This window comes from Streptomyces sp. NPDC093801, assembly GCF_040701585.1.
Classification (GTDB): Bacteria; Actinomycetota; Actinomycetes; order Streptomycetales; family Streptomycetaceae; genus Streptomyces.
In genome coordinates this window covers 1-22,266 of sequence record NZ_JBFBDP010000030.1, presented here as the reverse complement: position 1 = coordinate 22,266, position 22,266 = coordinate 1, and the positions used below count along the sequence as shown (strand labels likewise).

22 protein-coding genes, 1 tRNA gene and 1 pseudogene are annotated in these 22,266 nt (G+C 75.9%); 6 read left to right on the top strand and 18 right to left on the bottom strand.

All coding sequences use genetic code 11. The features are described from left to right. Positions 1-56: 56 nt before the first annotated feature. The 6 genes from AB0469_RS30255 to AB0469_RS30230 form a co-directional block, all read right to left on the bottom strand. Positions 57-1,265 (bottom strand): VWA-like domain-containing protein, encoded by a 1,209-nt coding sequence (locus tag AB0469_RS30255; protein ID WP_366454633.1) that lies wholly within the window; start codon positions 1,263-1,265, stop codon positions 57-59. Between the two features lie 16 nt (positions 1,266-1,281). Next, positions 1,282-2,472 (bottom strand): AAA family ATPase, encoded by a 1,191-nt coding sequence (locus AB0469_RS30250; protein ID WP_366454632.1) that lies wholly within the window; start codon positions 2,470-2,472, stop codon positions 1,282-1,284. After that, entirely contained in the window at positions 2,469-4,343 is a 1,875-nt protein-coding gene (locus AB0469_RS30245; RefSeq protein ID WP_366454631.1) for an ankyrin repeat domain-containing protein, read from the bottom strand. The genes AB0469_RS30250 and AB0469_RS30245 overlap by 4 nt, the downstream gene beginning before the upstream one ends. Further along, positions 4,340-5,491: a gala protein gene (locus AB0469_RS30240; protein WP_366454630.1), complete on the bottom strand. Its 1,152-nt coding sequence runs from the start codon at positions 5,489-5,491 to the stop codon at positions 4,340-4,342. Before AB0469_RS30240 ends, AB0469_RS30245 begins: the two co-directional genes overlap by 4 nt. Before the next feature lie 109 nt (positions 5,492-5,600). Further along, positions 5,601-5,673 (bottom strand) — tRNA-Arg (locus tag AB0469_RS30235). A 73-nt stretch (positions 5,674-5,746) separates the two neighbouring features. Continuing rightward, complete coding sequence (locus tag AB0469_RS30230; RefSeq protein ID WP_366454629.1) at positions 5,747-6,850, bottom strand: hypothetical protein; 1,104 nt, start codon at positions 6,848-6,850, stop codon at positions 5,747-5,749. 221 nt (positions 6,851-7,071) lie between these two features. Between AB0469_RS30230 and AB0469_RS30225 the strand changes: the two genes are divergently transcribed. Then, on the top strand, positions 7,072-7,884 hold the full coding sequence (locus tag AB0469_RS30225) for a glutamate ABC transporter substrate-binding protein (RefSeq protein ID WP_366454628.1): 813 nt from the start codon (positions 7,072-7,074) through the stop codon (positions 7,882-7,884). A gap of 61 nt (positions 7,885-7,945) precedes the next feature. Here the strand turns inward: AB0469_RS30225 and AB0469_RS30220 are convergent, their stop codons facing one another. Continuing rightward, positions 7,946-8,512 (bottom strand): DJ-1/PfpI family protein, encoded by a 567-nt coding sequence (locus AB0469_RS30220; protein ID WP_042814680.1) that lies wholly within the window; start codon positions 8,510-8,512, stop codon positions 7,946-7,948. A 217-nt stretch (positions 8,513-8,729) separates the two neighbouring features. Between AB0469_RS30220 and AB0469_RS30215 the strand changes: the two genes are divergently transcribed. Beyond that, on the top strand, positions 8,730-9,545 hold the full coding sequence (locus AB0469_RS30215; RefSeq protein ID WP_366454627.1) for an endonuclease: 816 nt from the start codon (positions 8,730-8,732) through the stop codon (positions 9,543-9,545). A gap of 13 nt (positions 9,546-9,558) precedes the next feature. Here the strand turns inward: AB0469_RS30215 and AB0469_RS30210 are convergent, their stop codons facing one another. From AB0469_RS30210 to AB0469_RS30195, 4 genes are all read right to left on the bottom strand, one after another. Next, entirely contained in the window at positions 9,559-10,155 is a 597-nt protein-coding gene (locus AB0469_RS30210) for a hypothetical protein (RefSeq protein WP_366454626.1), read from the bottom strand. A 166-nt stretch (positions 10,156-10,321) separates the two neighbouring features. Further along, complete coding sequence (locus AB0469_RS30205; protein WP_366454625.1) at positions 10,322-11,944, bottom strand: glycoside hydrolase family 20 protein; 1,623 nt, start codon at positions 11,942-11,944, stop codon at positions 10,322-10,324. An 87-nt stretch (positions 11,945-12,031) separates the two neighbouring features. Continuing rightward, positions 12,032-12,478 carry a heme-binding protein gene (locus tag AB0469_RS30200; RefSeq protein WP_366454624.1) on the bottom strand — a complete coding sequence of 149 codons (447 nt, stop codon included), beginning with the start codon at positions 12,476-12,478 and terminating at the stop codon, positions 12,032-12,034. Between the two features lie 34 nt (positions 12,479-12,512). Next, the gene (locus tag AB0469_RS30195; protein WP_366454701.1) at positions 12,513-13,730 is read right to left on the bottom strand and encodes an MFS transporter; all 1,218 of its coding nucleotides are present in this window, start codon (positions 13,728-13,730) and stop codon (positions 12,513-12,515) included. Positions 13,731-13,870: 140 nt separating this feature from the next. Here AB0469_RS30195 and AB0469_RS30190 point away from each other — a divergent pair, with 140 nt between their 5' ends. Further along, entirely contained in the window at positions 13,871-14,323 is a 453-nt protein-coding gene (locus AB0469_RS30190) for a MarR family transcriptional regulator (RefSeq protein ID WP_366454623.1), read from the top strand. Positions 14,324-14,348: 25 nt separating this feature from the next. Here the strand turns inward: AB0469_RS30190 and AB0469_RS30185 are convergent, their stop codons facing one another. From AB0469_RS30185 to AB0469_RS30170, 4 genes are all read right to left on the bottom strand, one after another. Further along, positions 14,349-14,876: a hypothetical protein gene (locus AB0469_RS30185; protein WP_366454622.1), complete on the bottom strand. Its 528-nt coding sequence runs from the start codon at positions 14,874-14,876 to the stop codon at positions 14,349-14,351. Continuing rightward, the gene (locus tag AB0469_RS30180; RefSeq protein ID WP_366454621.1) at positions 14,873-15,529 is read right to left on the bottom strand and encodes a SigE family RNA polymerase sigma factor; all 657 of its coding nucleotides are present in this window, start codon (positions 15,527-15,529) and stop codon (positions 14,873-14,875) included. The genes AB0469_RS30185 and AB0469_RS30180 overlap by 4 nt, the downstream gene beginning before the upstream one ends. An 8-nt stretch (positions 15,530-15,537) precedes the next feature. Then, entirely contained in the window at positions 15,538-16,029 is a 492-nt protein-coding gene (locus tag AB0469_RS30175) for an LAETG motif-containing sortase-dependent surface protein (RefSeq protein ID WP_366454620.1), read from the bottom strand. Positions 16,030-16,268: 239 nt separating this feature from the next. After that, the gene (locus AB0469_RS30170) at positions 16,269-17,843 is read right to left on the bottom strand and encodes a PLP-dependent aminotransferase family protein (RefSeq protein ID WP_366454619.1); all 1,575 of its coding nucleotides are present in this window, start codon (positions 17,841-17,843) and stop codon (positions 16,269-16,271) included. Between the two features lie 29 nt (positions 17,844-17,872). Between AB0469_RS30170 and AB0469_RS30165 the strand changes: the two are divergent. Then, positions 17,873-18,718: pseudogene (locus tag AB0469_RS30165) on the top strand (EamA family transporter); the annotation flags it as partial. Positions 18,719-18,754: 36 nt separating this feature from the next. Here the strand turns inward: AB0469_RS30165 and AB0469_RS30160 are convergent. Together AB0469_RS30160 and AB0469_RS30155 are read right to left on the bottom strand one after the other, a co-directional pair. Continuing rightward, positions 18,755-19,390 carry a class I SAM-dependent methyltransferase gene (locus AB0469_RS30160; protein ID WP_366454618.1) on the bottom strand — a complete coding sequence of 212 codons (636 nt, stop codon included), beginning with the start codon at positions 19,388-19,390 and terminating at the stop codon, positions 18,755-18,757. Positions 19,391-19,498: 108 nt separating this feature from the next. Further along, the gene (locus tag AB0469_RS30155) at positions 19,499-20,365 is read right to left on the bottom strand and encodes a LysR family transcriptional regulator (protein WP_366454617.1); all 867 of its coding nucleotides are present in this window, start codon (positions 20,363-20,365) and stop codon (positions 19,499-19,501) included. 111 nt (positions 20,366-20,476) lie between these two features. Between AB0469_RS30155 and AB0469_RS30150 the strand changes: the two genes are divergently transcribed. After that, positions 20,477-21,076, top strand: a complete 600-nt coding sequence (locus AB0469_RS30150; protein ID WP_366454616.1) for a short chain dehydrogenase — start codon at positions 20,477-20,479, stop codon at positions 21,074-21,076. A 48-nt stretch (positions 21,077-21,124) separates the two neighbouring features. On the opposite strand, the gene AB0469_RS30145 is transcribed toward AB0469_RS30150, so the two are convergent. Continuing rightward, a complete protein-coding gene (locus AB0469_RS30145) occupies positions 21,125-21,499 on the bottom strand; it encodes a YbjQ family protein (protein WP_366454615.1) in 375 nt (124 codons plus the stop codon). A 198-nt stretch (positions 21,500-21,697) separates the two neighbouring features. On the opposite strand from AB0469_RS30145, the gene AB0469_RS30140 reads away from it, so the two are divergent. After that, a complete protein-coding gene (locus AB0469_RS30140; RefSeq protein WP_366454614.1) occupies positions 21,698-22,207 on the top strand; it encodes a hypothetical protein in 510 nt (169 codons plus the stop codon). Positions 22,208-22,266 lie beyond the last annotated feature (59 nt).

Below are 22,266 nucleotides of genomic sequence, written 5' to 3'. Positions count from 1 at the left end.
GCCACGCGTTCGTGATCACCGGGCGAACCACCGTACACAACCGGCCAGTTCGCCGGTCAGCGGGCGGGGGCCACCCGTACGGTCTCCACCCAGGCCGGCGGCTGCGGGGCGTCCGCCCCGATCAGCGCGGCGATCACCCGGCAGGGCAGGGCCCCCTCCGGCCACGGGGTGTACCCGTCGGTCAGGACCACGACGACGTCCGGCCGGTCGGGCACGGCCAGCGCGGCGGCGATGCCCACCCGCATGTCGGTGCCGCCGCCCCCGGCCAGGGTCACCTGCTGGGCGCTGGTCACCCGGTTCACGGCCTGGACGTCGGCGTCGCAGGCCAGCACCGCGACCCGGTTCCCGCCGACGCCGACCTCCCGCAGGACTCCGGTGACCTCGCCGAGCGCGGCGGCGAGCTCCTCGTCCCCCATGGAGCCGGAGGTGTCCACGACGATCGCGACCCGGGGCAGCGGCCGGCGCAGGCTCGGCAGCACCACCCGGCCGCCCAGCGCGGGGGTGCGGCGCGAGGGGCGGCGGTAGGTGTAGTCCACGGCGCCGGCCGCCCAGGCGGCGGCCTCCCGTACCGCCCCCGTCAGGGCGCGCCGCCAGTCCACGACGGGCTCCAGCACCTCCTGCGCCCAGCGTTCCCACCCGGCGGGCAGGCTGCCGCGGCCCCGGGTGCGCCGGTGGGCGCGCATCGCCTGGGCGGTGGTCCGGCGCAGGGCCTCCGCCTCCACCGGGCCGATCCGGGCGGTGCCGGCGCCGTCGTCGCCGAGTTCCCAGGGCGCGGGCACGCCGTGCGCGCCGGAGCCGCAGTCCACGTGCTCGTGCGGGGGCGTGCGCGGGATGCCGGGCAGGTAGCCCTCGAAGAGGCCGCCCGCGGGGAGGCCGAACCGGCCCGGCTCCATTCGGCCGTCGGGCAGCCGCAGCCCGTCCGCGAGGAGGTCGTCGTTGATCTCGCAGTCCTGGGCGATGTTGATCCGCAGCGGATCGCGCTGGTCGGCGGCGGGGAGCCGGTCGGCCCGGCCGTGGTGGTCGCGCAGCAGGTGGGCGACCTCGTGGATCCAGACGCCGGCCAGCTCGGGGACGGGGGTCCGCTCCACGAACTCGGGCGAGACGTAGCAGCGCCAGTGCCGGTCGACGCCCATCGTGCGCACCCCCGTCGGCCCCGGGGAGGGGACGACGGTCAGCGCGTACAGGGCGGAGGCCAGGTAGGGCCGGGCCTCGGCCGCCGCGTAGCGGGCGGCGAGCAGCTTGGCCCGGTCCAGGGGGCGGTCCACCGGTGCGGCCCTCCGGTCAGCGGGCGCCGGGGAGGGCCCCGGCCAGCTGGAGCAGTTCCACGAAGGCGTCGATCCCGGCGGGTACGGGCCAGGACAGGTCGCGCATCGCGGCCAGGTCGGCGGCGGCCCGCGCGGCCACGTCCGGCACGCCCGCGTCGACGGCCTTGGCGAGCACCGCCCAGCCGGCCTCCCAGCGGGGCCGGGTGGGCTCGCCCTGCACGGCGGCCACGACCGCGATGAGGAAGGCCAGCTGGCGGTCTCCGCGCTGGGGCAGGGCGAAGGCGCCGGGGTCGGCCAGCACCTTCTCCGGGTCGGGCAGGTCCAGGTTCTCCAGGTACGTCAGCAGCTCCAGGCCCGCGCCGTCGCCGACGGCCCCGGTGAGCGCGGCGGACAGCGCCTCGCGGCCCGCGCCGGCCGCGTAGCCGGTGGCCAGCAGGCGCAGCGCCATCTCCCAGGTGCGCGGGGAGGGCCAGGCCCGGCCGCGGCCCTCGGCGTCGTTCGGCATGTGGTGGACCAGGCCCGGGCGGGCGGTGAGGAAGCCGGAGATCACGCCCCGGGCGCGGGCGGCCGCGCCTGCGGCCCGCGCGGGGTCGACCGCCGGAAGGGCCGTCTCGGGCCAGGTCCCGGCCATGCCGCGGGCGACCGTGCGGGCGTCGTGGGTCCAGTCGAGGTGGACGAAGCGGTTGGCGAGCGGCGGGCTGAGGTGCCAGCCGTCGGCCGCGCTGGACGGCGGGTTGGCGGCGGCGACGATCCGTACGGACGCGGGCAGTTCGAGGCTTCCGACGCGGCGTTCCAGGACCACGCGCAGCAGGGCGGCCTGGACGGCGGGCGGGGCGGAGGACAGCTCGTCGAAGAACAGCAGGCCGTGCCCGGTGCGGGCCAGGCGCACCGCCCAGTCCGGCGGGGCCATCGGCACGCCGGTGGTGGCGGGGTCGTCGCCGACGATGGGCAGGCCGGCGAAGTCCGAGGGCTCGTGGACGCTGGCGATGACGGTCTCCAGCCGGACCCCGAGGGCGTCCGCGAGCCGCTCCATGCCGGCGGACTTGCCGATGCCGGGCTCTCCCCACAGCAGGACGGGCTGGTTGGCCGTCACCGCCAGGGCCAGGGCCTCCAGCTGGGGGTTGGCCGCGGGTTCGGTACGGGTGGCGCCGAGCCGGGCGTTGAGGGCGTCGGCGGCGGCCAGCGCGGGGGCGGGCGCGGTGCTCATTCCCGCACCCCGCCGTCGCCGCCGGACGCGCCCGCGCCCACCGCGTCGCCCGCCCCGGGGGCTTCGGACCCGGGGGCGTCGGCCTCCGCGTAGCCGTCCTCTTCGTAGTCCTCGTCGTCGGAGTCGCCCCATTCGGCGCGCTCGGCCAGGAACTCGTCGTACTCCTCGAAGTTGATGCCGGGGTGGCGCTCCTCCACGAGTTCCTTGAGGAAGGTCAGGTCGGTGCGCTTGTACCGGGTCACCACCTGGCCCAGCGACAGTTCCATGTTGTCGACCACGTCGGTACGGGCCCCGGCCGCGAGGAGCGCCCTGACCAGGGACGCGGTGCCGCCGTTCTGGACGGCGCACTGGAGCGGGGTGCGCTCGGCGTCGTCCTCCTGCTCCAGGTCGAGACCGGCCTCCAGCAGCCGGGGCAGCAGCTCCTCGTGGTGTACGAAGGGCAGCAGGTGCAGCAGGCCCTGGCCGCGGCCGTTGCGCACCCGGGGGTCGAGGCCCGCGTCGAGCAGCGCGAGGACGCCGGGGGTGTCTCCGTGCTGGACGCGTTCGAACAGCTCGCGGCGCTCGGCGCGCAGGCCGCGCGGGAGGCGGCCCTCGCCGGTGGTCCACGCCTCGCGCACGGCGAAGCAGCCGGCGACGGCGCCGCCGAACGCGCGCATGGCGCGCTCGCGCTGCTGCTCCTCGGCGGTGTGCGGGACTTCGAGTGCGCCGTTGCGGGAGCCCACCTCGTGCCACTCTCCGACGCAGCGGACCCGGACGGGGCCCGGCGCGGCGGGGCCGGGCGGGCCCGCGGCCGGGCCGGCCCCGGGGAACAGGGCGTCGGCGACGAGCGGGTGCAGCTCCTGCGGGGCGGTCCGGCCGCTGCGCACGAGGTGCAGGTCGGGCAGCGGACGCCAGGCGTGGTCCGGCAGCCGGGGCACGTCGCGCACCTCGGAGGAGTCGACGAGCCGCGCCCGCAGCCCGCCGTCGGCGCCGGTGAGTTCCACCAGCAGCAGGCAGCGCCAGTGCGGGGAGAACTCGAAGCGGTCGCCCGCGCCCGCCGCGGCGAGGCGGCGGACCCCGGCGGCCAGCAGGGCCGGGTCCAGCGCTGCGCCCTTCAGCGAGGCGGCGGAGTCGCTCCAGCGGTAGGCGTTCGGCGGGGCGCTCAGGTCGAGTGCGATCCCGGCGGCGGCGAAGGCCTCGACGCTCTCCCTGCGCCACTGGAGCGCGGCGGCCCACTCCGCGCGTCCGGCGGGATCGGCGGGTCCGGGGTCGGCGGTGGGCAGCTCGTCCTCGCCCAGCGGGGTGCCGTCGGCGCGGAAGAAGGGGATGCGGTCGGCCGGGCCGACACTGGAGCGCAGCTCGGCGGTGTGCCGTGCGTCCCAGAACCAGCGGGCGCGGGTCCAGTCCTCGACGACCCAGGAGGCGTAGGAGTGGCGCCGCATCCCGGGGTCGACGGGCGCGCAGTGCAGCCGCAGCCGCTGCGGGCCGTCCACCATGGCGCGGGTGGTGACGTACAGGAGGGGTGCGTCCGGACCGGAGCCGTAACGGGCCAGCACGACGCGGCGGTTCGGGGCCAGGACCGTGCGGCCGCCCAGGACCCGGGGCAGGTGCCAGCGCAGCAGGTCGGGGGCGAAGTGGCGCAGGTCCTCCGCCACCGCTTCGGCGACGGCGGTGCCGTGCTCGGCGGCGAGCGCCGTCAGGTCGACGGTGGTCTCCGTGCCGGCGGCGGCGCAGGCGGCGCGCCAGTCCCCGGCCAGGCGGTGCGCGGTGGCCCGCTCGATCATCCAGCGGGGCACCGCGTAGCGGCGGATGCGCTGCCAGGCGGCGGCGTCCTCGTCGTGCAGGGCGCCGGGCGGCAGGTCGGCGAGGGACTGCTCGCTGGAGGCGCTCACCGGTACACGCTCCCGATGGCCCGCAGGTCGGGGTGGCCGGCCCGGGCGGGGCGCAGCCGCTCGGCGAAGGAGCGCTTGAGGCGGCGGGGGGTGCCGGGGCCGAGGCCGACGTGCTCCAGGGGGCAGTCGTCGGGGAGGGCGGCCAGCAGGCGCTTGGCGCCGCGGCCGGTGATGCCGGTGTGGCGCAGTTCCAGGCGGCGCAGCGCGCTGCCGGGCAGGGCGTCGGCCAGGGCGTACGCGCCCTCGTCTCCGGTGGCGTTGCCGGTGGAGCCGAGGCTGCGCTCGGACATGACCCGGCCGAGGTCCAGGGATTCGATGCCGCCGAGGGCCGCGGCCAGGGCGCGGGCCCCGGGCACGCCGATGCCGTTGCCGCCGAGGCCCAGGCGCACCGGGCGGTCGGGGCCGGCTTCGGCGGCGGCGGCCGCCAGGATCGCGGCGCCCTCGTCGCCGAGGTGGTTGGCGGGGACGTACAGCTCGCGGACGCCGGCCTCGCGGATGAGGGCGGCGAGCAGCGGGGCCGCTTCGGCGGTGAGGCCGTTGCCGCCGAGGTAGATGCGTTCGAGCGGGGTCTCGCGGGTGCGCAGGGCGTCCAGCAGGAGGCGTACGCCGTCGGCCTCGATGCCGGTGTTGACCAGGTCGAGGGTGCGCAGGGCGGTGTTGCGGCGCAGCAGGGCGGCCAGGGTCCGGGCGCCGTCCTCCTGGACGGGGTTCCGCTTGAGCCAGAGGGCACGGACGGTGGTGTCCTCGGCGAGGGCGCCGGCGAGGGCCAGGACGCCGTCGGGGCCGATGCGGTTGCAGCCGAGGTAGAGGGTGTGCAGGCCGTGCTCCGGGCCGGCCGCGGTGAGGGCGGCGGCGAGGGTGCGGGCGCCCCCGTCGGCGATGGAGTTGGTGCCGAGCAGCAGGTGCACGGCGTGCGGGGAGGCGGTGGCGGCGGGCAGCAGGCGGGCGGCGCCGGCCGGGCCGAGGCCCTGCTTGCACAGGTCGACGCGGCCGTCGGCGCGCAGGGTGCCGAGGGGGAAGGTCTCGTCGGCCTCGACGGGGCGGTCCTGCGCGAGGCGGGCCAGCAGCGGGTCCAGGCCCGCCGGGTCGGCGAGCGGCAGGTCCGGGTGCTCGATCGCGGGGCACCGTACGGGCGTCGGCCGTGTCATCACCACTCCACCGGTTCCTTCGCCGGCTTCCGGCGACCGAGCAACTTCGGATACGACCGCCCTGACGGCACGGCGGCGCGCGCCGCGCCGTCAGGGCGGGAAGAAGACGCAAGACCGGTCGGATTCGAACCGACGTCCTCCAGCTCGATGCTTGGGCGCGACGACCTCTGCGCTACGGCCTTGCTGCGGTGATCATAGCGGCTGCGTGGCCGAAAATCGATCACCAGTCTGAATATCCTCGGCGGGCGCCGGCGGCTACCAGTCCCCGTCCTGCACCGGGTCACCCGGGCGCGGGGCGCTCCCGAGGTGCTTGACCTGGCCGGGCGCGGGGGGCGTCCAGGGCGCGTGGTCCTCACCCAGCCAGTCGCCCACGGGCTTGACCTCCGCCAGGGGGCCGGCGGCCGGCAGATCGGTTCCGTTTTCGTCGTAGTAGTCGTACCAGGGCAGTCCGGCCTGCGTGTAGGCGGCCCGGTCGACGGGCGAGGGCGGGGCGTCCTCACCGGTGATGCGGCGCCACTCCGGCGGGGTCACGAGGTGGACGAAGACCCGCGCGGCCGGCGCGTCCGCCCAGGCCGAGAGCGGGCGCTCGTCCCGGTAGACCTCCTGGCGCATCGACCCGCCGACCCCGAGCCCCATCGCCGGGGCCGGGGGCCGCCGGGCGGCGGGCGGGGCGGGCGCGGCGCCCGGGGCGGGCATCCCCATCGGCATCTGCGGCGGCGCGCCGGCCGCCGGCATCGGCGGCGCAGCCCCGTAGCCCGCGAAACCGGCCGGGGCCCCGCCGAGCCGGGGCCGCCCGGAACGCCGGCGCTGCCCGTCGCGCCACGCGGCCAGGCTGCCCGGCTCCAGCGGGAACGCCTGGAGCTGGACCCCGCCCGTGGTCTCCTCGCCGGTCACCTGGCCCTCGACCGTGGCGCCGAGGCCGAGCGGCACGGCGACGAACTGGCGCACCGTCCCGTCCCCGGAGTTGATCCCGTCGAGCCAGGGCTGGCGGGGCAGCACGACGTAGTTCTGCGGGTCGCGCGCCAGACGGCCCGTCCACGGCCGACCGGAGACGGCGCACACCTTGCCGACCCCGACCTGGAGGGCGGCCGGCTCCGTCGAACCGCCGAAGGCCAGCCACATCGCCTCGCGCAGGTACACCGGCAGCATCACGCCGCCCTTGGCCCGCCACTGCGCGGGGACGGTGTCCGGGTAGTCCTCGACCCGGCGCAGCGGGAACTCCCCCAGCCCCGGCGGGAGGGCGTGCGTCCCCGACTCGGGAAGGCGCAATGTCCGGATGAACCTGATACGCGCCCCGTCGCCCAGCAACAGAGTGTTCCCCTCGATCCGCGCGGCCCCGATCGTCCCGCCCGTCGTCATGCACCAGCCCCCTTCTTCCGTCGCGGAGCGCAGCCACCGCAGGATCTCCGGCGGAACCGGATCGTTATCCTCAAGTTTTCCTCAGATCTAGTGACGCTGCGCCCGCCGCCTTCCTAGCTTCCTCATACACGTGCCCTCGCGCCCCCGCGGTTCCGCACGTCCCCCCACGTTTCCCGCGACAGTCCCCCCGCGGATCCGCGTTCCCGAGGAAAGAGCAGCACATGAAGGTTCCCAAGGCCGGTGCGGTCGCCGCAGTGATCGCCCTCGCCGCCACCGCTTCCGGCTGTGGTGGCGAAGCCCCGAAGGAGCCCCTCTCCGTCGGCATCAAGTTCGACCAGCCCGGTATCGGCATGCGCGAGCCCGACGGCACGTTCACCGGCTTCGACGTCGACGTCGCCACCTACGTCGCCAAGGAGCTCGGGTACAAGCCGAACGAGATCGAGTTCAAGGAGGTCTACAGCAACGACCGCGAGCTGCTGATCCAGTACAACGAGGTCAAGTTCGTCGCGGCCAGCTACACGATCAACGACAAGCGCCGCGAGAAGGTCGACTTCGCCGGCCCCTACTTCGTCGCCCACCAGGACCTGCTGGTCCGCGCCGACGACACCACGATCACCAAGGCCGAGGACCTCAACACCAAGCGGCTGTGCTCCGTGACCGGCTCCACCTCCGCCGAGAACGTGCGCAAGAACCTGGCCCCGAAGGCGAGCGTGCTGGAGCTCGGCGGGTACTCGGAGTGCCTGGTCGCCCTCCAGGACAACCTGGTCGACGCCATGACCACCGACAACTCCATCCTCGCCGGGTACGCGGCCCGCAAGGGCAACGAGGGCAAGTTCAAGCTGGTCGGGCTGAACCTGAGCAACGAGAACTACGGCATCGGCATCAAGAAGGGCGACAGCGCCCTCCAGAAGAAGATCAACGCGGCGCTGAGCAAGATGGTCTCGGACGGCTCCTGGGAGGCGGCCGTGAAGAAGAACTTCGGCCAGGCCAACTACAAGTACGAGCCGGCCCCGCGGGTCACCACGGGCAGCTGACACCGCAGGACACGAGGGGCCCCGCCGGATCCGGCGGGGCCCCTCGCGCCTGCCCGTGCGCCTACGCCAGCGGCGCCTTGGCGCGCAGCACCGTCAGGAACTCCCGCATCCAGGCGGAGTGGTCCGGCCAGGCGCGGGCGGACACCAGGGTTCCGTCGACCACGGCCTCGGAGTCCTGGAACTCGGCCCCGGCCGCCCGCATGTCGGGCTCCAGCGCCGGATAGGCGGTGACCCGGCGCCCGCCGAGGGAGCCGCTCGCGGCGGTGATCAGCGGGCCGTGGCAGATCTGGGCGATGGGCTTGTCGGCCCCGGCGAAGGCGGCCAGGATCCGGCGCACCTCGGGGTCGTTGCGCAGGTACTCCGGAGCCCGCCCGCCCGGGACGACCACCGCGGCGTACTCCTCGGGGACCACCTCGGAGAAGGCGATGTCGGCGGGCCAGGTGTAGCCGGGCTTCTCCGTGTAGGTGTCGAAGCCCTCCTCGAAATCGTGTACGACGAACCGCAGCTTCTTGCGGGAGGGGGCGGCGATGTGGACCTCGTACCCCTCCTCCTGGAGGCGCTGGTAGGGGTAGAGGACCTCCAGGGACTCCGCCGCGTCGCCGGTCACGATGAGGATCTTCACTGCCATGGGCTGCTCCAGGGAGTGCGGTCGACGGCCCGTGGGGGCCGTCCGGGCACCGCCTACCGTGCCCAGGCCCGCCCGGCGGCAAACACCCTCCGAGACCTCGCCCGACACATGGTTTTAACCTGTTGGATACATGACAATGTGAGCCTCGCTTCGCCACCCGACACCCCGCCAACTGCCAGGGCGGGGACGGTGCTTGTGGAGAGGTATCCCCCACGTCATGAGAATCTCCCGTACGGCCCCCTGGGCCGCCGGCCTCGCAGCCGCCGCGCTGTTCCTCATACCGGCCACCGCCACGGCCGGCCCGCAGCGGACGGCGGCGGCTCCCCGCGCCGCGGCCTCCGCCACGAGCGTCGACGACTACTACGCGCCCGCCGCGGGCAAGACCGGCGCCGCGCTGAAGACGGCGCTGCACGACATCATCAAGAACCAGTCCACGGTGACGTACGACGGCGTGTGGAACGCGCTGAAGGTCACCGACCAGGACCCCGCCAACCCGAACAACGTCATCCTGGTGTACTCGGGGCGCTCCCAGTCCAAGAACTCCAACGGCGGCGGGGTCAACGACTGGAACCGCGAGCACGTCTGGGCCAAGAGCCACGGCGACTTCGGCACCGCGACCGGCCCGGGCACCGACCTGCACCACCTGCGCCCCGAGGACGTCACGGTCAACAGCACGCGCGGCAACAAGGACTTCGACATGGGCGGCAGCCCGGTCGCCGAGGCCCCCGGCAGCTACACCGACGCCGACTCCTTCGAGCCGCGGGACGCGGTCAAGGGCGACGTCGCGCGCATGCTGCTCTACATGGCCGTGCGCTACGAGGGCGGCGACGGCTTCCCGGACCTGGAGATGAACGACAAGGTCAACAACGGCACCGCCCCGCTCTTCGGCCGGCTCAGCCTGCTCAAGCAGTGGAACCAGATGGACCCGCCGGACGCCTTCGAGAAGCGGCGCAACCAGGTCATCTTCGACACCTACCAGCACAACCGCAACCCGTTCATCGACCACCCGGAGTGGGTCAACTCGATCTGGTAGCGGCTCCGTTGGACTATTTGACGTAGATCTCGTCGAGGGTGTCGACGACCCCTTTCGCGTCCAGGTGGTAGCGGAAGGGGAGCCCCTTGTCCGGGTGGGTCTCCAGCCAGGAGGTCAGCTCGTGGGTGGAGACGGGCTTGCCCGTCACCGTCGAGGGGAGGATCGGCGCCGTCGCGGTGATCTTGGCGGTCTCCGAGACCGGGTAGGAGGTCTCCTCGCCCACCGGCTCGAAGCGCCCGGGGCAGCCGTACCGGCCGTGCCGGACGATGAGGCCGCTCACGCCGCCCTCGGGCGTGTAGCGGTACACGGCGATCGTGTCGGGCGCGATCGGCATTTCGTGGTCGGCGCCGCAGGGCGTCCCGGAGGGCGGGGCCGGAGCGGGGGGTGGCTTCGCCGCCGGGGTGGTGCTCACCGAGGGCGCGGGCGCCGCGCCCGGCTTCGAGGGCGCCGGCGCGGCAGCCGTGGCGCCTGTGGAAGGTGCGGCCGGCGCGGCCGCGGTGGGCCCGGCCCCCGGCGCGGCCGGGTCGTCACCGTTCTGACAGGCGCTCAGCACCAGCATCCCGCACACCGCGAGGACGGCCACGGCCGCCTGCCCCCGTACCGCTCCCATGGCCTTCCCCCTCTGCGCGTTCCGGCGTCGCGCCAGAACGTAGCCCCCGGGATCCGGACGGGGCGACGGCCGGACGCACTTCGTCACCGTGCCGGGATCGGCTTGTTGCGGAGTGCTGACCTCCGGCCCTGCCGGGCGGACGCCGGTGACCGCCCGGCGCTCGCGGTCAGGGCCCCAGGCGGCCCGCGAGGGCCTGGAACTCGGGCCAGGAGGCCTGCGGCGGACGGGGGTCCCAGAGCTTCTGGGAGAGGGCGGCCAGCGGCATCCGGATGCCGGCGGCCACCTGGGCCGGGGTCTGGGAGGCGGCCAGGTCGCACCAGACGGCGAGGCGGGCGCCGAGGATCTGCGCGTCGTACGCGGCGGGGACGGCCGTGGTGCCGCGCAGGACGAGCGGCGTCCACTGCTCGTAGATCCGCTTGCCGGTGGGATAGGTGAACTGGTTGGGCTCGCCGAGGACGTAGTAGAGGTACTCGTCGTTGAGGTTGACCACCTTGCGGCCCGTGCTCAGGTACTCCGCCGGCGGCCGGGCTCCGTACTCCTTGCCGGTCCAGTACTCGGCCTGGATGTCCGGGGCCGCGCGGGCGACGCCTCCCGCGAAGATCCCGTCGTTCCACGCCTTGAGCGCCTTGCCGGAGGGGCGGACCACCGCCGCCCGGTCGTTGAGCCAGCCCGTCGCCAGGTCCTGCACCCGGGCCGTGGCCCCGTAGCGGGCGCGCGCGGCGCGTGCGAGCTGCGGGAAGGAGGCCTCCGGGTCCTTGACGACCAGTGCCTGGTACTCGTCGGCGCCCAGGTGCCAGGCGCCGGCCGGGAACAGCGGCAGGTACTCGCGCAGCAGGTCGTCCACGAGCCGGGCCGACGCCGGGTCGGATATGTCCACCGCGCCCTTGACGGCCCGGCCCGACGCGTCGCGCAGCTGCAGTTCCGGGTGGGCGCGCAGCACCGCGCCGAGGTGGCCGGGCGAGTCGATCTCCGGGACGACCGCGATGTGCAGCCGTGCGGCGAGCGCCGTGATCCGCCGGACGTCGGCCTTGGTGAGGTGCGGGGTGGAGACGATCTCGGGGTGGGTGTCCGACGCGATCCGGAAGGCCTGGTCGTCGGAGAAGTGCAGGCCGAGCTGGTTGAGCTTGAGATCGGCCATCTCGCGCAGCCGGTCCTCGATCCACTCGGGGGCGAAGTTCTTGCGGGCGATGTCGAGGTTGAGCCCCCGCTGCGGTTTGGCCGGGGCGTCCTGCACCGTGCCCTCGGGGGCCGCCCCGGCCCCGCGTATCTCCTGCTTGAGGGTGCGGGTGCCGTAGAAGACGCCCGCCTCGTCGGGTCCGGTGATGGTGACCCGGCCGTCCCGGACGGTGAGGGTGTACGACTCGGGCGCCCCCTTCGCCCCGAGGGCCAGCCGGACGTCGCCGGGCCGGGCCTGGTCGGACTCGGCGTACCCGAGGTGCAGCTCGCCGGCCAGCAGTCGGGCCTCGTCGGAGAGCGCCGCGCTGTCGGCGGGGGCCACGAGGACCCGGCCGGCGGGCGCGGGCTTCCAGCCGGGACCCCGGGCGGGTGTGTGCTCGCGGACGGCCGGGACGGTGCGCGGGGCGCTGGAGAGCGGGTACGAGGAGGCCGGCGGCGGGGTCGGGGTGGCGGGGGCGGGCGGAGGACTCCCCGGCGGGGCGGTGGCGCCGGGGGCGGCGCCCGTGTCCTCGGCTCCCGCGGAGCACGCCGGAACGGCGAAGGAGACCAGGGCGGCGGCCGCTGCCGTCGCGATGGTCCGTCCCGTGCCGTGCCTTCTCTTCGTCCGTCTCATGATGCACCGGTCCCCCGTACCAAGCTGGCACGGGGGACCGGTGCGCGCGACCCGGGGCGGAAGGGGGGTGCCCCGGGCCGGGCGGGCTCAGGCGCCGGAGTCGGCGCGGCCGAGGGCCTCCAGGGCGGCCTCGCCGAAGCCGTGGTCCTGCTCGGGGGCGCCGCCGCCGACGCCGACGGCTCCGACGAGGTGGCCGTCGCGGTGGACCGGGAGGCCGCCGGCGATGAACAGCAGCGGGCGGTCGAGGGCGGTGGGCAGCGAGTGGAAGGGGGCGCCGGGCAGGACGGCCTCGGTGAGGGCGGCGGTGGGGGCGTTCAGCTGGAGGGCGGTGTAGGCCTTGCGGGTGCTGGTCTCGCCGGAGATCAGGACGGCCCGGTCGTCGCGGCGGAAGGCCAGCGGGTGTCCGCCCGCGTCCAGGACGGTGACGCTGACCGCGACCCCGGCCGCCCCGGCGGCGCTACGGGCGGCGGTGACGAGCAGTTCGGCGTCCTCGGTGGTCAGCGGGGAGACGGCGGTACGGGTGGCGCGGGACATGCGGTGCTCCTGTGCGGGGTGGATCGGTGGGGGATCAGTGGTGGACGGGGGCGGGGGCGGCGGGCGTCCCCGCCGCGACGACCCGGCTCCCTCCCGCGGCGCGGCGGGAGGTACGGCGCTCCAGCGCGCCGGAGACGAGGGCCAGGACCAGGGCGGAGGCGGCGAGGGCGGCGCCGACCCAGTTCGGGGCGGTCCAGCCGAGGCCGGCGCTGATGACCAGGCCGCCGAGCCAGGCGGCGAGGGCGTTGCCCAGGTTGAAGGCGCCGATGTTGACGGCGGAGGCCAGCGTGGGGGCGCCCGCGGCCTGGTCGAGGACCCGCTTCTGCAGCGGCGGCACGGTCGCGAAGCCGAGGGCGCCGATGAGGGCGACGGTGACGGCGGCGCCCGCCTTGCTGTGGGCGGTGAGGGCGAAGGCGGCGAGGACGAGGGCCAGCGCGCCCAGGGACACGTACAGCATCGGCATCAGCGCCCGGTCGGCGAAGCGGCCCCCGACGAGGTTGCCGGCGACCATGCCCAGGCCGAAGAGGACCAGCAGCCAGGTCACGGAGGTGTCGGCGAAGCCGGCGACGTGCGTGAGCATCGGGCTGATGTAGGTGATCGCCGCGAAGACACCGCCGAAGCCGAGGACGGTCATGGCCATCGCGAGCAGCACCTGGACGTTGCGGAAGGCGGCCAGTTCGTGGCGGATCCGTACGCCCTCGGGGCGGGGCAGCTCGGGGACCAGCCGGGCGATGCCCAGCAGGCCGACGACGCCGAGCGCGGCGACGATCAGGAAGGTGACGCGCCAGCCGAGGTGCTGGCCGACGAGGGTGCCGAGCGGAACGCCGACCACGTTGGCCACGGTCAGGCCGGTGAACATCATGGCGATGGCGCCGGCCTTGCGCTCGGGGGCGACGAGCCCGGCCGCGACGACCGCGCCGATCCCGAAGAAGGCGCCGTGGGCGAGGGAGGCGACGACCCGTCCGGCCAGCATCACCCCGAAGGCCGGGGCGAGCGCCGAGAGCACGTTGCCGGCGACGAACAGTCCCATGAGCAGCATCAGCATCCGCTTGCGGGGGACGCGGGTGCCGAGGACGGTCATCACGGGGGCGCCGAGGACGACGCCGAGGGCGTAGCCGGTGACCAGGAGGCCTGCGGTCGGGATCGAGACGCCGTATCCGGCGGCGACCTCGGGCAGCAGGCCCATGATCACGAACTCGGTGGTGCCGATCCCGAAGGCCCCGATGGCGAGGGCGAGGAGCGCGAGAGGCATGAGCGTGCGGCCCTTCAGGTGGGGGGAGGTGGGGCGGACCGGCAGGTTGTTGCGGTCGCCGTTTGCGCTCGTCCACATTAATTGCACACGCGGATATTTGCAAACGCGGGCTATTGTGCACGGGGCCTATCCTTGGGTTCATGACGGCTGCGGACAGTTCCCCCACCCCCCTCGCCCAGGGCTGGTGCGCCCTCTCCCTCCTCCACGGCCGGATCGAGGCCCACCTGGAGCGGGCCCTGCAGGCGGGCCACGGGCTGAGCGTGCGCGAGTACTCCCTGCTGGACGTGCTCAGCCGCCAGCACGACGGGCCGGGCGGGCACCTGCGGATGAACCAGGTGGCGGAGTCGGTGGTGCTCAGCCAGAGCGCGACGACCCGGCTGGTCAGCAGGCTGGAGGACCGGGGACTGCTGAACCGCTACCTCTGCGACACGGACCGGCGCGGCATCTACACGGATGTCAGCAGGGCGGGCCTCGACCTGCTGGCCGAGGCCCGCCCCACCAACGCGGCCGCCCTGCGCGAGGCCCTCGACGAGGCCGCCGCCCGCCCGGAACTGGCCCCGCTGGTGGCGGCGGTCGAGAACCTGCGCGGGTAGCCCCCCGGCCGGAGGGCGGGGGGGGTTACGCGGGGCCCGGGGCCTGGCTCCTGGGGGACGAGGGCATCACGGTGATCGGCGGCTGCCCGGCGCCCGAGCTCGAGGACGGCGCGGCCGAGCCCTGCACCGGGCCGTGCGTCGGCGGAGGTGCGGGCGTCGTGCGCGGCGGGCGCGCCGAAGGGGCCGACGGCGTCGGGGTGGGGCGGGGGCTCGCCTCCCCCGTGGGCGGCTGCGACGGCACCGGCGACGGCGTCGCGCTCGACGGCCCGCCCGGGGTCGGGGTCGGGGCCGGGGTGAGCTCCGGCGGCGCGGCGGGCGGAACCGGGCGGGCCGGGACCTCGTCCGGGCCGAGCACCAGATAGCCGGCCAGGGCCGCCGCCGCCAGGCCGGACAGGCCGGCCAGGCCCCAGGCCGTACGGCGCAGCCGGACCCGGGGCGCCTTGAGGTGCGGGCCCGGCGGGTCGGCCGGGCGCAGCGAGCGCACGGTGACCTCCTCGGCCCGGGCCGCCATGGCCTGCCGCAGCCGGCGCTCCACGGGGCGTTCGCCGGTCATACCCGTCCCTCCAGAATCCGTTCCAGCGCGACCAGGGCGCGGCTGGCGTTCGACTTCACCGAGCCCCGGCTGATGCCCAGGGTCTCGGCGATCTCCGCCTCGCTGAGGTCGGCCCAGTACCGGAGCACCAGCACCTGTCGGCGGCGCGGGGTCAGGCGGCCCAGCGCCGCCAGGACCTCGCGGTGCGCCTCGTCCAGGACGACGGACGCCTCGGCGGAGGGCACGTCGGCCGTGGCCGGCGGCACCCACGCGCGGGCCGTGCGGCGGCGGCGCAGCACGGAGCGGGCGGTGTTCACGACGGAGGTGCGCAGGTAGCCCAGCGCGTTGTCCACCTCCGTGATCCGCTCCCCGTGCCGCCGGTAGAGGGCGGTGAAGGCGTCCTGGACCACGTCCTCGGCGGTGCCCAGGTCGTCGACGAGGAGCACCGCGAGACGGACCATGGACAGCCGGTGGGCGTGGTAGAGCTCGCTGACGGTCGGCGCGGGGTCGCCGGCGTCCCGGCCGGCCGTGCCGTAGGTGTACGGGTAGGGGTGCGCGCCGGGTCCGGCCGGCGGGGCGGGGCTTTCACGTCGGGTGAGCCACCACCACAAGCCCCGCCACGCCCGGAAGGAGCCGGGCGCGGCGGGGCCGGCGGACGGTGCGAGTGCGAGCACGTGTTTCCTCAGTTGCCGGCGCGGCGCCGCACGGTGAAGAGGGCGCCCGCGCCGACGGCGATGAGCCCGGCCGCTCCGGCGCCGAGGGCGATGGTGGTCGCCGAGGAGCCAGTATGCGCGAGCTCGGAGCCCTCGCCGGAACCGGGCGCCCCCGAGGGGACGGCGGACGGACGGGCGCTGCCGGGCTGCGAGACGGACGGGGTGGGCGTGGCGCCCGGCGGCAGCGAGGGCACGGCGGAGGGCATGCCGCTGCCGCCGCCCGGGTGGGTCGGGACGGGGCTCGGCTTGCCGCCGGGCTGCGCGGGCACGGCGGTGGGCTGGCCGTTGGCCGGCTGCGAGGGAACCGGGTGCGGCGCCGCCGAGGTGCTGGGCGGCGCCGGAGTGGCGGAAGCCCCCTGCGCGGCGAAGGCCGGCCCGCCGAGGGCGACGACCGCCCCGGTGGCGGCAGCGACGGCGGCCGCCCGGCGGGCGGACAGGGGAACGCGCTTCAGGTTCTTCACGGTGCATCTCCACGGTCGGGTCCAGGGCTCGGAACTTCGCCCTTCACCCCCGCACGACGCGCGGGTCCGCGATCGGTTGCCGCGGTTCCCGAAATATTTTCCGCGGGATCCGCCGAGGGGTGCGGCGGCGGCCGCGGGAGGCCTCCGCGCCCGTCTCCGCCCGACCGCCTGCCGTCCCTCCGCTCCCCGGCCCGGCGTCAGGTGCCGCCGGCCGCCGGGGGACGTGTGCCCGGGCGGATTCAGCGCATCCGGCCCCGGGTGCACGTGCGCAGGGCCCGGCCCAGCAGGGCCACGCCCTCCTCGATCTCGGCGGCCGCGCCGGCCGCGTAGCCGAGGACCAGGCCCGGCGGGCCGGGGCGCAGGCGGTGCCAGGACAGCGGGTGCGCCTTGACCCCGAGGGCCAGTGCGGCGGTGGCCAGCGCCGTGTCGGGGAAGGCCGCGCCGTCGAAGGTGACCATCAGGTGCAGGCCCGCCGCCGCGCCGTGCACGCGGGCGCCGGGGAGGTGCCGGGCGACCGCGGCGAGCATCGCGTCCCTGCGGCGGCGGTGGCGCCGGCGCACGAAGCGCAGGTGGCGCTCCAGTTCGCCCGAGTCCATCAGCCGCGCGAGCACCAGCTGGGCGAGGACCGGGTTGCCGAGGTCGGCGTACCGCTTGGCGTCGACGACCTCGTCGCGCATCCGGGGCGGGACCAGCAGCCAGCCCAGCCGCAGGGCGGGCGCGAGCAGCTTGGAGACGCTGCCGGCGTAGCAGACCGACTCCGGGGCCAGGGCCCGCAGGGCGGGGACGGGCGCGCGGTCGTAGCGGTGCTCGGCGTCGTAGTCGTCCTCCAGGACCAGTCCCCCGGCCGCGGCCCAGGCCAGCAGCCGCCGGCGGCGCTCCCCGTCGAGCACGACCCCGGTCGGGAACTGGTGGGCGGGGGTCAGCAGGACCGCCCCGGCGCCGCTCGCCCGCAGCGCGGCCACGTCGAGCCCCGCCCCGTCCACCGGGACGCCCACGGTCTCCAGTCCGCCGTGTTCCAGCTGCTGCCGGGCGCCGAGCGAGCCGGGGTCCTCGACCGCCACCCGCTGGACGCCGGCCCCGCGCAGGACCGCCGCGAGCAGTCCCAGGGCCTGGGCGACCCCGGCCACCACGACGACCTCGCCGGGATCCGCGCGGATCCCCCGGTTGCGGGCCAGCCACCCGGCGACGGCCTCCCGCAGGGCGGGTGCGCCCTGCGGGTCCCCGTAGCCGAAGTCGGCGGCGGTGAGGCCGGCGAGCACCCGGCGCTCGGCCTGGAGCCAGGCGGTGCGCGGGAAGGCCGTGAGGTCGGGCACGCCGGGCGAGAGGTCGATCCGGCACGGGACGGCGCGCAGGGCGTCGACGGGCCCGCCGCGGGACGCGGCGGGCCGGGCCGCCCCGGCGGGCGGCGGGGGCGGCGGGGCCGCGACGACCACGGTGCCGCCGCGGCCGCGGCCCGCCACCTGCCCGGTCTCGGCGAGCCGCTGGTAGGCCTCCGTCACCAGACCGCGCGAGACGTTCAGTTCGGCGGCCAGGACCCGGGTGGCGGGCAGTCGGCTGCCGACGGGCAGGGTGCCGTCCGCGATGGCGGCGCGCAGCCGGCCGGCGAGCCACTCGGTGCGGCCGCCCTCGGGCGCCCGGCCGATGTCGAGCTGGAGGAAGTCGGAGCCGGTGGCGGAGGAGCCGGTGGTCGAGGAGCCGGTGGTCGAGGAGCCGGTGGTCGAGGAGCCGGTCGCGGTGCAGGGGGCCGTGGCGGACCCGGTCGTGCAGGAGCCGGTTGTGGACCTGTCGTCGGGGGCTTCTTTGGACCTGCTCACCGGGCCATTGTGCCTCCAGGCTGGTCCGTATGAGCACTTCCCCCTCCCTCCCCGCCGTTTCCGTGCGCGACCTGGCCCCCGGGGTCGTCGGCATGGCGCTGGTCGGCAGCAGCGTCACCGTCTCGCGGTCCCTGTCCGCGGCCCCGCTGTTCACCGCCCAGGCGGTGCGCTACGCGGCCGCCGCGCTGCTCCTCGTCCTCCTGGCCCGGGCCGCCCGGGTCCCGCTGCCGCGCCCGCGGGGGCGGGAGTGGCTGTGGCTGGCCGGGGTGGCGGTGACCGGTCTGGTGCTGTTCAACGTGGCCGTCGTCCGGGGGGTGGCGCATGCCGAGCCCGCCGTGATCGCCGTCGCCGTGGCCTCCGTGCCGGTCGTGCTCGGGGTGATCGGCCCCCTGCTGGAGCGGCGCCGGCCCAGCCGGCGGGTGCTGCTGGCGGCGCCGGTGGTGGTGGCGGGGGCGGTGCTGGTCCAGGGGACCGGGCGCACCGACGCCGCGGGGGTGGGCTGGGCCGCACTGGCGCTGGCCTGCGAGGCGGGGTTCACGCTGCTGGCGGTGCCGGTGCTGGGACGGCTCGGGGCGTGGGGGGTGTCCGTGCACGCGGTGTGGATGGGGGCGGCGGTGCTGGCCGGGCTGGCGGTGTCCACGGAGCCGGCGTCCGCCCTGACGGAGCTCGGGGCGGCGCAGTGGGCGGCGGTGGGCTACCTGGCGGTGCTGGTGACGGCGGTCGCCTTCCTGCTCTGGTACCGCACGGTGGCGGCCGTGGGCTCCGGGCGGGCGGGACTGCTGACGGGGGTCGCCCCCGTCGCGGCGGCCGGCGCGGGCGCCCTGTCGGGCGGCGGCGTGCCGGGGCCGGCGGTGTGGCTGGGCCTGGCGGTGGTGGTCGCCGGCCTGGGGGCGGGCCTGCGCGGCGGGGGCTCAGGACAGGGGGCGCCGCGCGTAGCAGAAGAGGTGCTCCTCCGGGTCGGCGAGACCGCCGGCGGGGTGGAACGGCACGGTCTCGTGGTGCAGCACCTCCAGCCCCGCCGCCTCGATCCGGCGCCGGTACTCCTCGGCGGAGAGGCTGCTGACGGTGACCCGGTGGCCCATGAACTCGATGTCGAGGGCGTCGATGTCGCCCGGGACGGTGGCGACGACGAGGTAGCCGCCGGGCGCCGTCCAGGAGGCCATCCGCTCCAGTGAGGCCGCGATCTGCGACTGGTCCATCATCAGCAGCGGGAAGAAGGCGCAGACCGCGTCGAAGCCGTCGGGTCCGGGCGGCGTGTAGGTGCGGACGTCGGCGCGTTCGAAGCGGGCCCCGGGGACCCGGGTGCGGGCGAGGGCGACCATCTCTGCGGAGACGTCGATCCCGGTCACGGCGCAGCCCGCGCGGACCAGGGTCTCGGCCGTGGGGCGGCCGGTGCCGCTGCCGACGTCGAGGACGCGGGCGCCGCGGGGCAGCCGCCCGGTGAGCCAGTCCAGGGCCCGCCGCTGGGCCGGGATGCCGCCGAACGCCTCCTCGTAGCGCTCCGCGAGCGCGTCGAACACCTCTGCGGCGGTCTTGCCTCCGGTCATCGTGCGCTCCTGCCTCTCGTCGTCGTCCTCGTCCCCGGTGCCCCGGGGGTCTGTGCGCAGGATGCCCGCCGCGGGGGCCGCCCGTCCCCGGGAACGCCCGAAAAGGCCTCAGCCGCTGACCGCCTCCCGGACCGCGGCCAGGAACTCGGGGGTCCCCGGGTGCGTGGGGTGGTGCGGGTAGGACAGGTAGACGGTGGCCGGCGGGGCGTCGCAGACCGGGACGAAGCGGACGCCGGGGTGGCCGTGGCTCTCGGCGGTGCCCGCCGTCGCCACGCCGAAGGCGCCGCCGGTGGCGATCAGGTTCAGCCACTCGTCGACGTTGCCGACCTCGACCGTCCGGGCCGGGCGGCGGTGCGGCGGCCACAGGTCCGGCGAGGCGGTGCCGGCCTCGAGCCAGACGGCCAGCGGCAGCACCGGGCCGGAGGTCAGCTCGGCGAGCAGGACCCCGTCCCGGTCGGCGAGCGGGTGGTCGTCGGGCAGGGCGGCGACCCGGTCCTCCGTGTAGAGCGCCTCGCTGCGGATCCGCGGGTCGTCGGGGCGGATGCGCAGGACGGCGACGTCGGCGTCCCCGGTGGCGAGGCCCGCGGTGCCGTTGTCGCGCCGGACCACGTCGAGCGGGGTGCCGGGGTGCGTACGGCGCCAGGTGCGCATCAGCGGTACGGTCTGCCGCCCGAGCACCGCGCAGGTGTAGCCGAGCCGCAGCGGGCGGGACACCGCCCGGGTGTCCGCGAGGGCGGCGTCCAGGTGGGAGAGGATCGCCCGGCCGTGTCCGAGCAGGGTGGCGCCGGCCGCGGTGAGGGCCAGGTGCCGGGAGGAGCGGTCCACCAGCCGGACGCCGACACGGCTCTCCAGCTGGGCCAGGGTCCGCGAGAGGGCGGGCTGCGTCATGTGCAGGCGGGCCGCGGCGGCGGTGATCGTGCCCGCTTCGGCCACCGCGTCGAGCGCCTTGAGGTGCCGCAGTTCCACGTCGTCCATGCCCGTGGAGCATAGTCGCTGCCCAGACGGCATTTCCGGACGGGCTGCGCGGTGCCTAGCGTCGGGAGTGCCCGGGGGAGGTTCCCCCGGGCACGACCCTCGGAGGTTGGGATGAGGATTCTGCTGGTCGGCGCGGGTGGCACGCTGGGGACCGCCGTCCGCAAGGCGCTCGCGGCGCGCGGGCACGAGGTGGTCGGCGTGGGCCGCTCGGGCGGCGACCTGGTGGCCGACGTCACGGACCCGGAGCAGGTGGCCCGCCTCTACGCGCAGGCGGGGCCGCTGGACGCGGTCGCGGTGACCGCGGGGGACGCCGTGTTCCGGCCGCTGTCCGAGCTGACCCCGGACGACTTCGCGGCGACGTTGCGGGGCAAGGCGCTGAGCCAGATCGAGCTGGTCCGCCAGGGCGCCGGGCACGTGGCCCCGACCGGTTCGTTCACGCTGATCAGCGGCATCCTGGCGGAGCAGCCGATCCTGGCCGGCGCGGCCGCCTCGGCGGCGAACGGCGCGGTGGAGGCCTTCGTGCGCGCCGCGGCGATCGAGCTGCCGCCGCAGCGGATCAACGTCGTGAGCCCGACGGTGGTCGAGGAGTCCCTGCCGGCCTACGGCCCCTTCTTCGCCGGCATGGAGGCCGTGCCCGCGGCCCGCGCGGCGACGGCCTACGTGCGGTCGGTCGAGGGGGCGCAGACGGGCCAGGTCTACCGGATCCACTGACGGGCCCGGGCCCGCGGGCACGGCGCCGCCGCGTCCCGGACCCGCCGGTCAGCCGCCGGCGGGGACCAGGACGACGGCCGTGCCGTACGCGCACACCTCGGTCCCGACGTCCGAGGCGTCCGTGACGTCGAAGCGCATCATCAGCACCGCGTTGGCGCCGCGGGCCTTGGCCTGTTCGATGAGCCGGTCCATGGCCTGGTTGCGGGTCTCCACGAGCGTCTTGGTGAGGCCCTTGAGCTCGCCGCCGATCATGGACTTCAGTCCGGCGCCGATCTGGCTGCCGAGGTGCCGGGAGCGCACGGTGAGCCCGAACACCTCCCCGATGACCTGCTCGACCCGGTAGCCGGGCACGTCGTTGGTCGTGACGACCAGGACGCCGGTCTGCTGGGCGCCGGGGCCGCCGCCGTAGTCTTCGATACCCATGCGCCCCACTCTGGCTCCGGGCGCTGCGGCCCGCATCTTCGCGGACCCCTGGAACACATTGGGCATATCGGGCTAAACGGCGGCGCGTCGCCGGGAGCCCCCACGGCCGCCGTCGTCATAGTCGTCCCTGGCGGCCGCCGGGCCGCCGCGCCTCGCCGCACAGCGCGGCGAGCGGGAGTCTTCCCAGAGGAGCCGCTCATGCTCAAGCCCACCAGGACCATCCTCGCCCTGGCCGCCGGAAGCCTGGTGCTCGGCCTGGTCGGCGGGGGCGCCGCCGTCGCGGACCAGGGTCCGGCGGCCCACGGCGGAGCCCGTCACGACGGCGCCCGGGACGGGAGGGACGACGACTCCTCCTACGACGAGGACGGCGGCTACCACAAGCACCGCTACTCCCTGGGCAAGGTCGTCTCGCGCGGGCCGCTGAGCGTGCGCAGCAAGCCGACCACCCACTCGCACCTCCAGTACAAGGTGTACCCGGGCGAGACGCTCGCCCTGAAGTGCAAGACGCGCGGTGAGAACGTCGCCGGCAACGACCTCTGGTACCTCATCGACCCCGGCGACGACAAGCGCGACGACTGGGAGGACGACGGCGACGGCGAGGGGCGCAAGAAGGCCCGCGCCCGCATGGCCCGCGACGGCTACGAGCACGACTGGGTCTCGGCCCGCTACGTCAAGGACCTCAAGCCCGTCCGGTGGTGCCGCGACTGACCGCGACCGGCCACGACCGTCCCGGCCGCCGTGCGCGCCCCGCCTCCGCGGGGGCGCGC